Origin of the sequence: Vreelandella arcis (assembly GCF_900103865.1) — a bacterium.
In the GTDB taxonomy this organism is placed as follows: domain Bacteria; phylum Pseudomonadota; class Gammaproteobacteria; order Pseudomonadales; family Halomonadaceae; genus Vreelandella; species Vreelandella arcis.
The window spans coordinates 64,230-82,022 of the sequence record NZ_FNII01000008.1 but is presented as its reverse complement, the minus strand read 5'-3'; the positions used below and the strand labels follow the sequence as shown (position 1 = coordinate 82,022).

The window sequence follows — 17,793 nt, the reverse complement described above, 5'->3', positions numbered from 1 at the left end:
GGTCTCCCACGGGGCCGCGCGTTGTGTTTGGGATGCCGCTAGGCATCGTGCTGGCATTCCACAGTGCCATCCATATTTTTGCAGGGCATGCTTATGACAACGGACAACACCAAGACCGGTGGGTCGAATGTTGATCTTGAGGATCTTGTCGCCTCAACGGACTCCGGTTCGCGCAAGCCAGCCGGAGTGCCGGGCAAGTTGCTGGTGGGTATTGCGGCGGTGTGGTCACTCTTTCAGCTGTGGATCGCGTCGCCGCTGCCTTATTTGGTCGGCTTCGGGGTGTTTAACGCCACTCAATCCCGCTCGATCCATTTAGCCTTTGCGCTGTTTTTGGCGTATATGGCATACCCTGCGCTGAAGCGATCGCCCCGCGATCGTATCCCCATTCAAGACTGGGTGCTGGCGGCGGTGGCCGCGTTTTGCGGTGCCTATATGTTCATCTTTTACGAAGGCTTGTCGGAGCGACCCGGTGCCCCGCTGATGATTGATGTGGTGGTCGGTGTGACAGGCATTTTGCTGTTGTTAGAAGCCACCCGGCGTGCGTTGGGGCCGCCGCTGATGATTGTGGCCTCGGTGTTTTTATTCTATTCGCTGGCAGGGCCTTGGATGCCGGGTATGTTGGCCCACGGCGGCGTAAGTCTGCACGGGCTGGTCAATCACCAATGGTTAACCACCCAGGGCGTATTTGGTATTGCGCTCGGGGTATCGACGAGTTTCGTCTTCTTGTTCGTTTTGTTTGGTGCCCTGCTGGATAAAGCGGGTGCCGGTAACTATTTCATTAAAGTCGCGTTTTCTATGCTGGGGCATTACAAAGGCGGCCCGGCTAAAGCCGCTGTGGTGGCTTCGGGAATGACCGGCCTGATCTCGGGCTCCTCAATTGCTAACACGGTGACCACCGGTACGTTTACGATCCCAATGATGAAACGGGTGGGCTTTTCATCAGAAAAAGCCGGGGCCGTCGAAGTGGCGTCCTCGGTCAACGGGCAAATTATGCCGCCTGTCATGGGGGCCGCAGCGTTCTTGATGGTCGAGTACGTGGGCATTTCCTACGTTGAAGTGATCAAGCATGCGTTTTTACCTGCGCTGATTTCGTATATTGCGCTGATCTATATTGTTCACCTGGAAGCCTTGAAAGCCAACATGCAGGGGCTGGAAAGCAGTAACCCACCTAAGCCATTGATCCGCAAGGTAACCGGCTTTTTAGGCGGTTTGTTATTGCTGATGATCACTGCGCTGGCGGTGTATTACGGCCTGGGGTGGTTGAAACCCGTGTTGGGCCCGGCGGCTCCCTGGGTCATTGGTGTGGCGCTAGCGGCGGTTTATATTGCGCTGCTTAAACTGGCCTCGGGCTATCCCGAGCTGGTAGTCGATGATCCTAACGAGCCGGTGGTCAAACTGCCGCAAACCCGCCCGACGGTGCTGGTCGGTTTGCAGTATATTTTACCGGTGATCGTATTGGTGTGGTGTTTGATGGTCGAACGCTTGTCGCCAGGGCTGTCGGCGTTTTGGGCCACGGTATTTATGATCTTCATTATGCTGACCCAGCGGCCCGTTACCGCGTATTTCCGGGGCCGCAGCGATATTGCTGCCGACCTGCGGGAAGGCGGTATGGATCTATGGAACGGGCTGGTGACCGGTGCCCGTAACATGATCGGCATAGGCATTGCGACGGCAACGGCCGGTATCATTGTCGGCGCGGTCTCCCAGACCGGCGTCGGTTTGGTGCTAGCAGGGGTGGTAGAAACGCTCGCCATGGGCAACCTGCTGTTGATTTTGCTGCTAACGGCTATTCTCAGCTTGATCTTGGGTATGGGGCTGCCGACCACCGCCAATTACATCGTGGTATCCGCGCTGCTGGCGCCGGTGATTATTCAGTTGGGTGCGCAAAATGGCCTGCTGGTACCGCTAATCGCCGTGCACTTGTTTGTGTTTTACTTCGGCATTATGGCGGATGTGACGCCGCCGGTGGGGCTGGCCTCTTTCGCGGCCGCCGCGGTCTCAGGGGGCGACCCCATTCGCACTGGCTTCCAGGCGTTTTATTACAGCCTGCGCACCGCCGCGCTGCCGTTTTTGTTTATCTTCAACACCGACTTATTATTAATCGATGTGACGCCGCTGCAAGGGATACTGATCTTTGTGGTGGCCACCGTGGCGATGCTGATTTTTGCGGCGGCTACCCAGGGCTTTATGGTGACGCGCAACCGCTGGTATGAGTCGATTCTGCTGCTGGTGGTGGCCTTTGCGCTGTTCCGCCCGGGCTTCTTTATGGACATGATTCACGATCCTTATCGGTCTACCCCGCCTGCCGAGTTCGTTGAGACCTTGGGCGAAGCGGATGAAGAGTCGTCGCTACGGGTTCAAATCAGTGGGTTGGATGATTACGGCGATCCCATGACCACCTATATCCTAGTGCCGGTACCCGAAGGCGACAGCGGGCAGGAGCGCTTGGATAATCTCGGCTTGATGCTGCTGACCGAAGACGGTACGGCGACTGTCGATATGGTGACGTACGGTAGCTCTGCCGCAGAACTCGGCTTTGACTTCGATCAAGAAATCGTCGAAGTGCTGGCACCGGTGGATCGCTGGACGAAAGAGTGGATTTGGATACCCGCACTAGCGGTATTCGCCCTTATCGTGATGCTACAACGCCGTCGACGGCACGCCGAGGGTCGCAATACCAAGGCCAATACCGCGTAAAGGAGGTGGCTGCCATGTACCATAAAATTCTACTGCCCGTTGACCTCAACGAAGAGAGTTCATGGATAAAAGCGTTACCCACGGCGATCAAGCTGTGCCAGACGTTTGACGCATCGCTGCATGTGGTGACGGTGTTGCCGGAATTTAAGATGCCCATGGTGGGCGCTTATTTCCCCAAAGACTTCTCGGAAAAGGCCCACGAGGCCGTGAAAGAGGCGCAGCACGCGTTTATTCAAAAGCACGTGCCGGAGACGATTACCACCCAAAGCGTGATCGTTGATGGCTCGCCTTGGGAGGCGATTATCAAAGTCGGCAAACAGCTTGATGTTGACCTGATTGTCATGGCCTCTCATAACAAGCGTAAGTTTGTCGATTATGTACTGGGGCCAAACGCCGAGCATGTGGTGCATCATTCCAAAATGTCGGTCATGATTGTCCGTTAACCGTCTGCACGGTGAAACACAAAGCTCCAAACGTCGTTTGGAGCTTTTTAATTTCCCAGCGTCTGGGCGGAGTAAAACCAGCCCGCGTCCAGCGAAAAAAGTCGCGTTTATACGGATCTTGCCAAGGAGATGGCGTAACCTTAGAGGGATCTGCCATCAGTTATCCAGTGGGTTTCGCGGCAAGAGGATATCGTAATGAAAGCGTTGTTATTAGGGTACATCGTGCTGGCGTTCAGCATTCCCTTGGCGGGGCTCGCGCATACGTCGGTAGAAAACCGACAGCCGATAGGGCCGGTTATTCTTAAAGTGGGCGGCGATATTGATAAGCCAAATAACGCCGACGAAGTGCATTTTGATCGGCAGATGCTGCAGCAATTGCCTCAGCATGGCTTCGAGACGAGCACCCCTTGGACCGAGGGCAGCAGTCACTACGAAGGGCCTTTGATGCGCGATTTACTGGCCTGCGTGGGCGTCGAAGAAGGCAGCGTCAATGTATTAGCGCTCAACGGCTACGAAGCGGAAATCCCCGTCAGTGATTTTTACGACTACGACGTTATTTTAGCGCTCAAGCGTGATGGCAACGCCATTCCCATCCGTGAGTACGGCCCGCTTTGGGTGCTTTATCCTTTTGATCAAGATGCCGCCTTATTGAGTGAAAAAATGCGCTTTCGCGCTGTCTGGCAGGTGATGCAGATTAATGCCCTTTAACATGACGCCTAGCCCCCGCTTGTTGCGCTATCCCTGGCGTTTCAAACTGGTCGCTATGACCGCCGTGGTGCTATGTGCGGCGGCGCTGGTGGTGGCCACCATCGCCGCTTGGCGGCAAGACAATCTGACACAATCGCTACGTGAAGATACCTCTTGGGTGGTTTACAAGCTCGATCGTGACGCAGTCCAGCTATTGAATCAGCTGCTTAACGCAACCCGCGGACCAGTGTCGCCTGATGCCCAAGATGAACTCGACCTAGGGTTTGAACTGCTCTATAGCCGCATTACGTTGCTCAATGAAGGCGAGGTCAGCGAGCTTCTGAGACGCATTGAGCCTGCACATCAATTACTCGACGAAATCCAACAGCAGTTGGATATTCTCGACCCTATGTTTGAGCCTCACGATACACTTGAGCAAATGCCCATTACGGCGATAGAAAACGAGATGCAAACTCTGACGCGCCTCACCGAACGGCTGGTGATTACCATCAACGGCTACTTAGCTGAATCTGCCACCGAAGAGCGCGCTCAACTGAGCCTATTGTATAAGTTATTGATGAGCTTGATTGTGGCAATGAGCATAGCGGCGCTGATGGTGGTGGCGTTCCTGGTGCGCGAAATGCGTGAGAGCGCTGCCGCTAGGCGAAATCAAGAGCAGCTCAGCCGCCAACTGGAAGTCACCGCCGAGCAAGCCCAGGCGGCCAACCACGCGAAATCCGATTTTCTCGCCATGGTCAGCCATGAAATTCGCACGCCGTTGAATGGCGTGATTGGTATGAGCGAATTGCTGCGTGAGCCCGCTGACCGCGTCCAGGTAGCGGATTACGCGAACACAATCCACGAAAGCGCTAACCAGCTACTGGCTATGATCAATGAAATCTTGGATTTCTCCAAAATCGAAGCGGGCCATCTGACGCTGGAAACCGCTCCAACCGCCGTTAAATCGTTGGTAGAAAGCGTTGTCGCGTTGTTTAAACCCAGGGCACAAGCGAAGGGGTTGGCGCTTACCAGCCACATAGAGGAAAAGGTACCGGCCTGGGTCATGGTAGATGCTGGGCGCTTGCGGCAGATATTGCTTAACTTGATTGCCAACGCGATTAAATTCACCGATTACGGCTCAGTTGAGGTGCGCGTATCAGCTACCGATGACCGTTTATGCTTTGACGTAACGGATACCGGTTGCGGCTTGAGCATCGCGCAGCAGCAGCATCTGTTTGAACCCTTTCAGCAGGCGGATGCTTCGGTCGCCCGACGGTTCGGCGGTACCGGCTTGGGGCTGGCGATTTCCAAGCGGCTAAGCGAAGCCATGCGTGGGGAATTGAGCGTTGATAGCCAACCCGGTGAGGGCAGTACCTTCCGCTGTCAATTACCGCTTATAGAAGCGACGCCTTATCATGGTACACCGCTACCCTCGCCGCCGACTCAGCAACGCTTCTCCGGCACTTCGCTGCTGCTGGTCGAGGACAATGCCATTAACCGTAAAGTCGCCACTGAACTGTTGTCGCGCTTGGGCTGCGAAGTGATTTGCGTTGAAAACGGCGAAGATGCGCTGGCCATGGTGGAGGTTCAGCGAGTTCAACTGATTTTTATGGATATTCAACTGCCCGATAAAGATGGACTCGAGGTGACTCGCGAGCTGCGAGCCAAGGGAGGTTGGCTAACCGGTGTGCCCATTGTGGCGATGACCGCGGGCGGTGCGGAGGATGACCGTCAGCGTTGTTTGCAGGCGGGCATGAATGACTACATCACCAAGCCTCTGTCGATAGCAGCATTGGGTAATACGCTGGCGCTTCAGCTAGGGGGCACCGAGCCCAAAACGCCCCTGCCGGCAAGCTCCCCTCCTGAAAACGGTGAAGCGTTGTTGAGTACCGACACGTTAAGTAGCCTTTACGGCACTCTGGGCGAGGCCTACTTGCGCCAACTTATCGCACTTTACCATCAGCAAGTTGATGATTATCTCGCCCAGTTGGCGACGTACTTCGGGCTTGAGTCATTACCCGCCGAGTACGCCCAGCATGTTGCCCGCCTGGCTCACCAACTGCGTGGCGAAGCGCTAAGTATTGGTGCGCAGCAGGTGGCGCAGCATGCCAAGCAGCTTGACGCCCTGGTCAGGCAGGAAGCACCCTCCGCTGGCGCGCTTGACCATGCGTTAAGTACGTTGCGGCAAACCGCTGCACGCACATACTCGGCGTTAGAGAGGTGGAAACGTGACCACTTATCCAGCTAATCAGGGCACTGTGGTGGTTGCTAGCCGCTCGCTGAATGCCGAACACGCCGTGCAAGCGTTAGCCCAAGACCTCAACCACGCCCACCTTGGCGGCGTTATTTTTTTCTGCAGCGCCGAGTATGATTTAGACCGTTTGGCGGCCGCGCTGATCAGCGCATTCCCAGACGTGCCGGTCAGTGGCTGCACCACGGCCGGTGAGATTACCCCGCACGGCTACGATCGCGGCAGTATTGTTGCGATTGGCTTTGACCGGCGGGTCTTCGCCATCGAAACGGCCTTGATCGGCGATTTGGATCAGTTCGCGCTGAGCGATGCCCAGCCGCTGGTCGATGGTTTGATTGAGCGCTGCCGTCGTCAGGCGTTGGCGCCGGTGAACGAACACAGCTTTGCGTTAACCCTGCTGGATGGGCTTTCAAGCCGAGAAGAACAGGTGCTGGCAACGCTGGATGCCGCGCTGGGGCGTATACCCAGCTTTGGTGGCTCCGCCGGTGATGACAATCATCTGGCTCATACCCATGTCTACGCTGACGGACGCTTTCACAGCGGCGCGGCTGTGGTGGTGATGATTAACACGGGCCTGCCATTTGAAGTGTTTTCGACCCACCATCTGATTCCGTTGAGCCATAAACTGGTGGTCACCGAAGCGGATCGGGAGCGCCGCCGCGTCGTGGAGTTAAACGGCTTGCCGGCGGCAAGCGTCTACGCCGACTTGGTAGGGGTTTCGCCCAATGCACTGGCGCCTGGCGTGTTTGCGAGCCATCCCCTCGCGGTTCAACTGGGTGGGCAGCATTATGTACGCTCGATTCAGTGCGTCAATGACGACGGCAGCCTAAACTTTTACTGTGCGGTAGAGAACGGCATCGTACTGACGGCCATGCAGCCGGCTCCGCTGTTGGATGACCTGAACCGCATGCTGCAGGGGGTGACCGCACGGTTGGGCCAGCCGTCGCTGATGATTGGTTGCGACTGTTTTTTACGGCGTATGGAGCTTGAGGCCGTCGAGCATCTTGAACAGGCCTCAACGCTGCTGCGCCAATCCCGAGTAGTGGGATTTAACACCTACGGTGAACAGCACCATGGTATGCATGTAAATCAAACATTTACAGGAGTGGCGTTTGGCACTCTTCCAACTTTCGACGAGTGACGATACCTCGCTCAGCCCCGCTGACTTACGTGAAGAAAATCGCCGACTGCGCAAAATATGCCAAGCGCTGATGAGCCGCGTGGAGTCGGATAGCGGTGCCGATGGCGCGCCTTATGCCGCCTTCGAGCGCTCCGTGCTGTTGGCCGAACAAGTCAGAGAGCGTACCGACGCGTTGCACCGCGCTCTTGACGAGTTGGGCCAGGCCAACACGCGTTTGCTGGCGGCAAAAGCTGAAGCGGAGGCGGCCAATCTATCCAAAACGAAATTCCTGGCGGCGGTCAGCCACGACCTGCTGCAGCCGCTCAACGCCGCCCGGTTGTTTGCCAGTGCCTTGGAAACTCACGCCTTGCCTGACGCCTCGCAAGCCCTGGTGGGCCATATTGGTCGTTCGCTAAAAGATGTGGAAGGGCTGCTCGGCACGTTAGTGGATATTTCGCGGCTGGATGCCGGGGTGCTGCACGTTGATAAAGCACCGTTTTCAGTGAGTACCCTGTTGGATGCCCTAGCGGAGGAGTATCGCCAAGTGGCCGGGGTGCGGGGGTTGGCGTTGCACTACGTGCCCTCTAGTGCGGTGGTTGAGTCCGACCTGGCACTACTGGCGCGGGTGATTCGCAACTTTTTAAGCAACGCGGTGCGGTATACAGAGCAGGGGCGTGTGCTGTTGGGCTGTCGTCGCCGTGTCGAAGGCGTCGAAATTATAGTGGGCGATACCGGCCCAGGTATTGCCGAGCAGCAACGCGAGGCGATATTCCTAGAGTTTCAGCGTGCTCCCGATGCCCAGCGCCATCATAGCCGCGGATTAGGCCTTGGCTTGGCAATCGTTGATCGTATTAGCACTATGCTCGAACAGCCGGTAACGCTGGCCTCTCAACCGGGCCGAGGGGCGCTGTTTTCGATCACCGTGCCCTACGCAGAGGCAACGGCGCCCCCTTCCGTTCCGGACACTGCTCGCGCCCCGCGACTGCCTGAGGCAGCAGAGGATCCGCTCAACGGCAGTGTCATTTGGGTGATCGATGATGATCTGGCGATTATTGAAGGCATGCAGGCGCTGCTGGGCAGTTGGGGCTGCCGGGTGCGGGCGGCAGCAACGGTAAGCGCCTTGGAGGCCTCCAGCGATGGTGAGCGCCCGGCGGTATTATTAGTGGACTACCACCTGGGCGACCACCGTGAAACGGGGCTAGCGTTGGCTACGCGGCTACGTCGTCGCTACCCAGGCTTAGCAGCGGTGGTGATTACCGCCAACCACGATGCGGTGCTGAGCCGAGCCGCCCGGGAGGCGGGCATGCACTGTTTGTTAAAGCCCTTAAAACCCATGCGATTGCGGATGCTGCTGGTCAGCCTGTTAACCCAGCCGCTAGGGGCTAAAGATTAACGCGGCGTTCGGCTGGCCATATATAGCGGCAGGTTAGCGTCGCCCGCCATCACGATGGCATGCACGCGGCTGGTGGCTTCCAGCTTGCGTAGGATTGCGGAGACGTGGGTTTTGACCGTGGTCTCGGCAATGCTCAGCTCGCGGGCAATCTGTTTGTTCGACATGCCCTCGGTCATGCAGCACAAGACATCAAGCTGCTTGCCGGTTAATTGCGCAAGCCGTTCACCCGCCAAGCGTTCGGCGTCGGCCGGAGCCTTCGCGCGGGATGCGGGTGCCGATGGACGACGCATGACGTCAGCTGGCAGGTAAAGCTGACCTTCAAGGATCTGGGTGAGCGCGCTGAGCAGTGCTTCCCGGGGGGTTGATTTGGGGATGTAGCCCACCGCGCCTAGGCTAATGGCATCGAGCACTAATTGACGTTCTTGATGCGCCGAGATAATGGCCACCGGCAGCCAAGGGTAGGCCTCGCGCAGTCGGGTTAAGCCGTCGAGACCTTCGGCGTCCGGTAGGCTCAAATCGAGGAGCAGTAAGTCCAGGCTGTCATGCTGCGCAATCAGGGGCATCGCAGCAGCGAGGCTGTCGGCTTCTAGCAGCTGGCTATGCGGCAAACCGCTGTGAATAACCACCTGCAACGCATCGCGGAACAGCGGATGGTCATCCGCCACCAACAGGGAATACATGGCGTCTCCTACCAAGGGATGAGGGCTAATCCTGCCATCGGGCTATATCGCCATTTGCTTTAGTGAACAACACTGTCAATGCACCTTTAATAATCATAATACGCAGGAGCATGACAATGATCTACGCCAACCCTGGTGATACCGGTTCAGTGGTGTCCTTTGAAAAACGCTATGGCAATTATATCGGCGGCGAGTTTGTGGCCCCGGTAAAAGGCCAATACTTCGATAATATTAGCCCCGTTAATGGCCATGTGTTTTGCGAAATCCCCCGCTCTACGGCGGAAGATATCGATAAAGCGCTGGATGCCGCGCACAAAGCCGCCCCAGCGTGGGGCAAAACCTCGGTACAAGAGCGCAGCAACATTCTGCTGAAAATTGCCGACCGCATTGAGCAAAATCTAGAAATGCTCGCCGTGGCTGAAACCTGGGATAACGGTAAAGCGGTTCGCGAAACGCTGAATGCCGACCTCCCGCTGGCCGTTGACCACTTCCGCTACTTTGCAGGCTGTTTGCGTTCCCAAGAAGGCACTGCCACCGATATCGACGCCAACACGGTGTCTTATCATTTCCACGAACCACTCGGGGTGGTGGGGCAGATTATCCCCTGGAACTTCCCGATCCTGATGGCCACCTGGAAGCTGGCGCCGGCATTGGCGGCGGGCAACTGCGTGGTGCTCAAGCCTGCCGAACAGACGCCTGCGTCGATTTTGAAAGTGATGGAAGTGATTGGCGATCTGCTGCCGCCTGGCGTGTTGAATATCGTTAACGGCTTCGGCGCTGAGGCAGGTCAGGCGCTGGCCAGCAGCAAGCGTATTGCCAAGATTGCCTTTACCGGCTCGACGCCGGTGGGCTCGCATATTCTGAAATGCGCCGCGGAAAATATTATCCCTTCTACTGTAGAGCTGGGCGGCAAGTCCCCCAATATCTACTTTGCCGATATCATGAACGCCGAACCGACGTTTATTGATAAAGCGGTCGAGGGTTTGGTGCTGGCGTTCTTTAACCAGGGCGAAGTGTGTACTTGCCCCTCCCGTGCGCTGCTCCAGGAGAGCATGTACGACGCGTTTATGGCCAAGGTGATTGAACGCACCCAAACCATCAAACGCGGCAACCCACTGGATACTGATGTGCAGGTGGGTGCCCAGGCTTCCCAAGAGCAGTTCGATAAAATTATGTCTTACATGGATATTGCCCGTGACGAGGGAGCCGAGTTCCTCACCGGCGGCAATAAAGAGACCATGGACGCCAGCATCAACGATGGTTACTACATTCAGCCCACGTTGCTGAAAGGCAACAACCAGATGCGCGTCTTCCAGGAAGAGATTTTTGGCCCGGTCGTGGCGGTGACTACCTTCAAAGACGAAGAGGAAGCGCTGGCGATTGCCAACGACACCGAGTTCGGCCTGGGAGCTGGCGTGTGGAGCCGCGATATGAATGTTGCTTTCCGCATGGGTCGGGGTATTCAAGCCGGGCGCGTATGGACCAACTGCTACCACCAGTACCCCGCCCACGCCGCCTTCGGCGGCTACAAAAAATCCGGCGTTGGCCGCGAAACCCATAAAGTCGCTCTTGAGCATTACCAGCAAACCAAAAACCTGCTGGTCAGCTACGACATCAATCCACTGGGCTTCTTCTAGCCCGGTCTGCTAGCCACACTGTCCGGCGTAATGTCGGGCGGTGTTGTCAGCCTCTGACGCCACCGATGACAGCAGTTATGAAGCTGCCGAATCGAAAACCATTAGGAGTTCCTGCATGGATAAAACAATGCGCGCGGCGGTCGTACAAGAATTTGGTCAGCCACTGGTGCTAGAAGAAGTGGACGTGCCTCGGCCTAAGCGGGGGGAGGTGGTAATGAAAGTGGCAGCCTCTGGGGTTTGCCATACCGATTTACACGCCGCCCATGGTGACTGGCCAGTGAAACCTTCGCCCCCGTTTATTCCCGGCCATGAGGGCGTCGGGCATATCGTGGCGGTGGGCGAAGGTGTCTCCCACGTCAAAGAAGGCGACCGCATCGGGGTGCCCTGGCTCTACTCGGCTTGCGGCTTCTGCGAGCACTGCTTAGGCGGTTGGGAGACGTTGTGCGAGTCCCAGCAGAATACCGGCTACAGCGTTAACGGCGGGTTTGCGGACTACACCTTAGCGGATGCGGGCTACGTAGGGCGCTTGCCGGATAGCGTCGATTTTATCGAAATTGCCCCGGTGCTGTGTGCCGGAGTGACGGTGTACAAAGGCTTGAAAATGACCGATACCCGCCCCGGCCAGTGGGTGGTGATTTCGGGCATTGGTGGCCTGGGGCACATGGCCGTCCAGTATGCCAAGGCCATGGGCCTGAACGTGGCCGCGGTGGATATCGATGACGGTAAGCTAGCCCTGGCCGAGCGATTAGGCGCCACCGTGACCGTTAACGCCATGAAAACCGACCCGGCGGCTTACTTGAAGAAAACCATTGGTGGCGCTCACGGGGCACTGGTCACTGCAGTGTCGCCAAAGGCGTTCGACCAGGCTCAGAATATGCTACGCCGCGGCGGCACGCTGGTGCTCAACGGCTTACCGCCGGGCGACTTCCCGCTGCCGATCTTTAGCACGGTGCTCAACGGTATTACCATTCGCGGCTCCATCGTGGGGACACGCAATGATCTCCAGGAAGCGCTGGATTTCGCAGCTGAAGGCAAGGTCAAAGCCACGGTAGCAACCGACACGCTGGATAATATCAACGATGTTTTCCAGCGCATGGTCGACGGCAAGATAGAAGGCCGCATCGTGTTGGATATGGCTAGCTAACAGTTAGCTAGTTGGTGTCATACCAGGGGGAGGCAGCTCCCCCTTTTTAATTTCATGCCTGTCATTGCTTACCGGCTGTTTAAATCCCTGCAGTAACCTCGCTTCTATCAAGTTAGCCCAACCAGCGGCGCGTCATACGCTCGGCATGGGCAAGGTTGCTGACGACCGCTAATTTACCCGCTTCGCGCTTAATGCCCGCGCGTTTGATTTTCAGTGCCATGCGCGGTGGCAGCCCAACAAACATCACCCCTACGTTATGCTCGCCCAGCTCGCGCCGCAGCGTATCCAGCGCCACCATGGCGGTGGTGTCCAGGCTGGGCACATCGCGCATATCGAGAACGACAATCCGCACGCTGTGATCAATCACCCGCAGCGTGGCAATGGCCTTTTCAGCAGCGCCAAAAAATAGCGGGCCGCTGACTTTATACAGCGCGACTTCCGGCGGGAAGTGTTCGTCGCCATCCGGCTTGGTCAAGCGCTGGGTATGGGTTAACTGGGCCATGCGGCGGATGAATAGCGCTGCTGCCAACCCAATACCCACCGCCACTGCAATGACCATGTCAAAAATCACCGTGAGCAAAAAGCAGATCACCAGCACCCACACATCGCTAGCGGGGGCGCTTTTTAGCGTGTGCACAAAATGGCGCGCCTCGCTCATGTTCCAGGCAATGATAAACAGCAGCGCAGCCAAAGCTGCCATGGGCACATACCCTAGCACCCCCGCTAGGGCGACCACCGCCAGCAAGACCACCAGCGAATGCACCACGGCGGAGATCGGTGAAAAAGCCCCGCTTTTGATGTTGGTGGCAGTGCGGGCAAGCGCTGCCGTGGCGGTAATGCCACCAAAAAAGGGCACCACTAAGTTGCCGAGCCCCTGGCCAATCAGTTCGGCGTTAGGGTCGTGACGAGTACAGGTTAGGCCATCCGCCACCACCGAGCAGAGCAACGATTCAATCGCCGCCAGTAAGGCGATGGCCAACGCCGGGCCCAGCAGCGCTTGAAACAGCGCAAAGTTGATCTCAAGCGGTGTGCCATCCGCCCCTGGTAGATGCCACGGTGCAGCAAAGCTTGGCGCGAAGGGCGGGATGCCACTGCCGATTTCGCCTTGGGATTCCCAGCTAAAGCGTGAGGCAATGGTATCGACTTCAATGCCAGCCACCATCAGCAGCGAGGCAGCCAGGGTGCCAACTGCCAAGCCGACGAGTGGCGCAGGAACCGGTGTTTCTAAACGCGGCCAGATCAACAGCGTCGCCAAGGTGATAAGCCCGATGCTGACCTCTGCAAGCGACAGGCTAGGCAGCGCTCGGCCAATCAGCACTAGGTTATGCAGGGTGCTATCGCCTAGTTCGACCCCGGTTAACCCCAAAAAATCCGGCAGTTGCAGCAGCGCAATCACCACCCCAATGCCCGCCGTAAAGCCCAAAATCACCGGGTAGGGGACGTATTGAATCAGGCTGCCCAACCGTGAAAGCCCCAGCGCCACCAAAATTGCACCGGCCATGAGCGTAGCAATCAGCAGCCCGCCTAGGCCGTGATTAGCCACAATGGGAAATAGAATCACCACAAAGGCAGCGGTGGGGCCGGAGATGTTAAACCGCGAGCCGCCGGTTAACGCGATAACAGCACCTGCCACAATCGCGGTGTAAAGCCCGTGTTGAGGCGGCACGCCCGTGGCTATCGCCAGCGCCATGGAAAGTGGTACCGCCACCACGCCAATTGTCAGCCCCGCCATCACATCGCGCTTTAATTTGTCCAGCGTATAGCCCTCGCGCCAAGCGTTAAGTAATGCACTGCCAGGCACCGGGAAGACATAATCCGAGGGTCGATGGGCGCGGGACATGGGGCCAACCTCCTAAGAACAGGGAAAACAGGCTATTACGCTACGCTTAGCTTGGAATGTGCACAACTGGTTGTTAGTCATGGAGTTGCTCGAACATAAAAAATCCCGGCGCGTGGCCGGGATTTTTCTTTTCGCTTTGAAGCAGACGCCGTTACAACTGGGCGTCTTCCGGTGGTTCGCCGATAGTGCCCGGCATCGCATGCTGATGTCCGGCCAGCGTTAAGAAGTGCAGGTGGCGCTCATACTCGGCGACCAAGTCGCCAATGACCTGACCACGCGTGTAACCGTTAAGGTCTTTGTCTTGTCCGCCTTCGGCAAGGAAGACATCCAGGCGCACGTAGAAGTCATCGTCCGCCGGGATAAAGCTCGGCGTGCGCATGCGGTGCGGGCAGACCTGATAAACAAAGCTGGTGGCGTCGCCTAAATCAACTTGTAGCATCAGGTTAGGCAGTGACTCGCCCTCAAGGTGCTCTTCGGTGACGTTGGCGGTTTGGCCACGGCTTTCAAGCTCTTGGGCAAACTGGGTCATCGCTGGGCGAATAGAGTGCTCAAGGGTTGCGGCGGCACCCGCGCGGGTAGAGGTATCCAAGGCGCGATCCAAACGCTCGCGCCAGTCGCCACCAGGCGCGCCACCGGCAATCATGCGGCGCGCGTCGGCCTTGCTGCCTTCAAGCTTAAGTGCTTTATACATGCCGACCATAATGGCAAAGATCACCACCGAAAACGGCAGGGCGGTTATTACAACGGCACTTTGCAGCGCGTTCAAGCCACCGGCCATCAGCAGCGCAATGGTGATCAAGCCGATCACTGCTGACCAGAAAATACGCAGTTTTACCGGCGCATCGTGGTTCACGTCGCTAAGAATAGACGTAAAGTTGGCCAGTACCAGTGCGCCGGAGTCTGCCGAGGTAATAAAGAACACAATACCCAGGATGGTCACGACGGCCGCGGTAATGCCCACGTAGGGATAGTACTCAAGCAGCGTATAAAGCGTGGTTTGCGGTGTGTTCAGCGCCTGTTTACCCAGCTCGGCTACGCCATGGTTGGCAACGAGGTCGATGCCGCTGTTACCGAATATCGACATCCACACCATCATAAAGGCCAACGGAATAAACAGCGCGCCGGCGACAAATTCACGAATGGTACGGCCGCGGGAAATGCGCGCCAGGAAGAGGCCCACAAACGGTGTCCAGGCAATCCACCAGCCCCAGAAGAAGATTGTCCACCACATCTTCCATTGCTGAGCGTCTTCACCGTCAAAGGCGTAGGTATTGAAGCTAGCCGCCACAAAGCCAGACAGGTAGTCACCGGCGTTATTGACCACTTTATCCAACAGCACCAAGGTATTGCCTGAAAAGAGCACAAACAGCATCAGCGCCAGGGCCAGCAGCATGTTGAACTCTGAAAGTCGACGGATGCCTTTCTCAACGCCGGTCACCACGGAAATCGTCGCTAATATCACCACCAGTACAATCAAAATAACCTGTACGGTGAGCGTTTCCGGCACGTCGAACATATAGTTCAGGCCATAATTAAGCTGCATCACACCGATGCCGAGGCTCGTCGCGATGCCAAAGACCGTCGAGATCACTGCGGTAATGTCCACGGCGTTGCCGATTGGGCCGTGAATTCGCTTGCCCAGTATCGGATAGAGTGCGCTACGGATCGCCAACGGTAGGCGGTGACGGTAGCTGAAATAGGCCAGCGCCATACCCATCAACACGTATAGTCCCCAGCCGGAGAGCCCCCAGTGCAGATAGGTTTGGACGACGGCGTTACGCATCGCGGCTTGGCTTTCAGGCGCTAGGTCGGGCGGTGCCAAGTAATGGGCCACCGGCTCGGCAACGCTGAAAAATAGCAGGTCGATACCGATGCCTGCAGCAAACAGCATTGCCGACCAGGAAAGCAGCGAAAACTCGGGTCGTGAATGGTCAGGCCCCAGCCGGATACTGCCGTAGCGCGACATGCCAATCATCACGACGAACACCAGGTACGCGACAATCGCCAGCATGTAGTACCAGCCAAAGGTTTTGCTCACCCAGGCGAGGCCAGCATCAAAAAAAGCGCCTGCCTGCTCGGTGAAAAGCATGGTAAGCACCAAGAACACTACGATACCGGCTACGCTACCGTGAAACACCACAGGGTTTAGGCGATCGCGGGAGGGATGCACGGGGTTGTCTTTCGCCATGGAGGCGGTCTCCTTTTGTTAGAAATAAACGTAAGAATTTACGAATCCGTTTTATTTTGAATGAACGTTCAAATAAAATACGCGGTTTGTTGCGCGTCTTCAAGTCTCTGTGCGAACGCATAGCGATACTCCTTTGTAATCAATACGCAAAAACGTGAAGCGCTGAACCCCTTACTTCACCCGCTATAGACACAAAAAAGCCCGGCAAAAGCCGGGCATTAGCAGCACGATAGACGTTTCGAAGGTGCGCTTATTCGCTGGTTTTCTCCTCACCGTGACGACGCTGACCATGCGCTTGGCGGTAATCTTCACGGGCTTCGTGCATGGCCTCGCGCAACGCTTGCTGCTCGTCGTCGGACAGAATCTCGTCCATAAGTTCGCGGTGGGCTTCGCGTACCGCCCTCATTTCTTCACGAAATGTTTGATGGGCTTCATTCAGCGCTTGCTGCTTGTCGTCGCTCAGTTCGGCGCGTTCGTAGACATCCTGACGGTGTGCTTCCATGCGCTCTTCCATGCGCTCGCGATCCGGGCCTTGCTTGTCGACGTCATGTTGGCCTGCCTGGGCGGTAGCGGCTAGCGGCAAGAGGGCGGCGGCGAATAGCGCTGGTGCCATTAATTGACGAAGTGACTGGGTCATAACGTATCTCCTGATGAGTTGACGATCTAAGTATTGACCGCCTGGGTGCAAAACACATGCAGAGAGTGTGCAACAATCGTGATCTTAGTATGCTTGCTAGAGGGTGGGGGATCGTTAGAGGAGAAAGCCCATGAGGCGAATGGCTATGTGGAAGAAACCTCGCTGGAAGCACTTGCAGGGCGTTGGCGGTATCAGTGTCTTGACGTTACTGCTCAGCGGCTGTGGCGTCACGCACCTGGCAAGCCAGGGGACACCCGCCAACGTGGTTGACGATGCCGCCCCCCAGGAGGCGCTGACCTATAAACGTCTCCCGCCGATGGCGTATACCCCCGACGAGTGGCCCGAAACCCTCAATGCGGAGGTCTACTTGCCCGATACGCCGACTCGGGCGCGCCGTCCGGCGGCGCTGATCGTCCACGGCGGCGGCTGGCGTAACCGTGGCCCCGAGGACATGCAGGGCATTGCCGAGCAGTTGGCTGAGCAAGGCTATGTGGCGGTCAACATCGAACACCGCTTTGCGCCGACCTACCGCTTCCCAGCACAGCTGTACGACTTGCAGCAGGCCATGGCCTGGCTGCATGACAACGCCGACGCCTGGCGGGTGGATACTCAGCGTATCGTGGGCGTCGGGTTTTCATCCGGCGCGCATCTGGTCAGTCTGCTGGCGGTGGCTGGCGTAAAGGGGCCGCTGGCTGACCCCCATGGCGGCGAGCAGAGCCGGTTGGCGGCGGTATTGGCGGGCGGGCTGCCCAGCGACCTGCTCAAGTTCGACGATGGGCGCCTGGTGGTCGACTTTATCGGCGGCACCCGCGCCGAAAAGCCGGAGGCGTATCGCCTGGCGTCCCCCGAGCGGCAGGTAACGCCTGACGCACCGCCGTTCTTTATCTTCCACGGCACCTGGGATCAACTGGTGACCGTTGATCATGGGCGGGATTTCTACCAGACGCTGATCGACAACGGCGTCGAGAGCGAGCTGTATCTACTCCACGGCCGCGGCCATTTCGCCAGCTTTCTGTTGCGCGGCGGTGCAATCGAGGCGGGTATTGCGTTTCTTAACCAGCAGGTTGCCCCCTGAT

Annotated in this window: 13 protein-coding genes; 9 read left to right on the top strand and 4 right to left on the bottom strand. The window is 57.3% G+C overall.

All coding sequences use genetic code 11. The features are described 5' to 3' along the window. The first annotated feature begins 93 nt into the window (after positions 1–93). The 6 genes from BLR97_RS11105 to BLR97_RS11080 all read left to right on the top strand — a co-directional run bounded on the left by BLR97_RS11105 (position 94) and on the right by BLR97_RS11080 (position 8,591). Positions 94–2,697: a TRAP transporter permease gene (locus BLR97_RS11105; RefSeq protein WP_089706404.1), complete on the top strand. Its 2,604-nt coding sequence runs from the start codon at positions 94–96 to the stop codon at positions 2,695–2,697. 14 nt (positions 2,698–2,711) lie between these two features. Next, positions 2,712–3,140: a universal stress protein gene (locus BLR97_RS11100; RefSeq protein WP_089706401.1), complete on the top strand. Its 429-nt coding sequence runs from the start codon at positions 2,712–2,714 to the stop codon at positions 3,138–3,140. 195 nt (positions 3,141–3,335) lie between these two features. Continuing rightward, positions 3,336–3,848, top strand: a complete 513-nt coding sequence (locus BLR97_RS11095) for a putative pterin-binding protein (protein ID WP_089706398.1) — start codon at positions 3,336–3,338, stop codon at positions 3,846–3,848. Then, positions 3,838–6,075, top strand: a complete 2,238-nt coding sequence (locus BLR97_RS11090; protein WP_089706395.1) for an ATP-binding protein — start codon at positions 3,838–3,840, stop codon at positions 6,073–6,075. The genes BLR97_RS11095 and BLR97_RS11090 overlap by 11 nt, the downstream gene beginning before the upstream one ends. Next, positions 6,056–7,219: a nitric oxide-sensing protein NosP gene (gene nosP, locus BLR97_RS11085; protein WP_089706392.1), complete on the top strand. Its 1,164-nt coding sequence runs from the start codon at positions 6,056–6,058 to the stop codon at positions 7,217–7,219. The genes BLR97_RS11090 and nosP overlap by 20 nt, the downstream gene beginning before the upstream one ends. Further along, complete coding sequence (locus tag BLR97_RS11080; RefSeq protein WP_089706389.1) at positions 7,191–8,591, top strand: ATP-binding response regulator; 1,401 nt, start codon at positions 7,191–7,193, stop codon at positions 8,589–8,591. The genes nosP and BLR97_RS11080 overlap by 29 nt, the downstream gene beginning before the upstream one ends. Here BLR97_RS11080 and BLR97_RS11075 read toward each other — a convergent pair. Further along, positions 8,588–9,271 (bottom strand): response regulator, encoded by a 684-nt coding sequence (locus BLR97_RS11075; RefSeq protein WP_089706386.1) that lies wholly within the window; start codon positions 9,269–9,271, stop codon positions 8,588–8,590. The genes BLR97_RS11080 and BLR97_RS11075 overlap by 4 nt on opposite strands. A 116-nt stretch (positions 9,272–9,387) precedes the next feature. Between BLR97_RS11075 and exaC the strand changes: the two genes are divergently transcribed. Then, entirely contained in the window at positions 9,388–10,908 is a 1,521-nt protein-coding gene (gene exaC, locus BLR97_RS11070; RefSeq protein ID WP_089706383.1) for an acetaldehyde dehydrogenase ExaC, read from the top strand. Between the two features lie 115 nt (positions 10,909–11,023). Next, the gene (gene adhP / locus BLR97_RS11065) at positions 11,024–12,052 is read left to right on the top strand and encodes an alcohol dehydrogenase AdhP (RefSeq protein WP_170833017.1); all 1,029 of its coding nucleotides are present in this window, start codon (positions 11,024–11,026) and stop codon (positions 12,050–12,052) included. A gap of 112 nt (positions 12,053–12,164) precedes the next feature. Here adhP and dauA read toward each other — a convergent pair whose 3' ends face one another. From dauA to BLR97_RS11050, 3 genes are all read right to left on the bottom strand, one after another. Further along, positions 12,165–13,892, bottom strand: a complete 1,728-nt coding sequence (dauA, locus tag BLR97_RS11060; protein WP_089706380.1) for a C4-dicarboxylic acid transporter DauA — start codon at positions 13,890–13,892, stop codon at positions 12,165–12,167. Between the two features lie 151 nt (positions 13,893–14,043). Beyond that, positions 14,044–16,080 carry a choline BCCT transporter BetT gene (gene betT / locus BLR97_RS11055; RefSeq protein WP_089706376.1) on the bottom strand — a complete coding sequence of 679 codons (2,037 nt, stop codon included), beginning with the start codon at positions 16,078–16,080 and terminating at the stop codon, positions 14,044–14,046. Between the two features lie 250 nt (positions 16,081–16,330). After that, positions 16,331–16,717 carry a hypothetical protein gene (locus BLR97_RS11050; protein ID WP_089706373.1) on the bottom strand — a complete coding sequence of 129 codons (387 nt, stop codon included), beginning with the start codon at positions 16,715–16,717 and terminating at the stop codon, positions 16,331–16,333. Positions 16,718–16,856: 139 nt separating this feature from the next. Here BLR97_RS11050 and BLR97_RS11045 point away from each other — a divergent pair, with 139 nt between their 5' ends. Beyond that, the gene (locus BLR97_RS11045; RefSeq protein WP_422821920.1) at positions 16,857–17,792 is read left to right on the top strand and encodes an alpha/beta hydrolase fold domain-containing protein; all 936 of its coding nucleotides are present in this window, start codon (positions 16,857–16,859) and stop codon (positions 17,790–17,792) included. Position 17,793 lies beyond the last annotated feature (1 nt).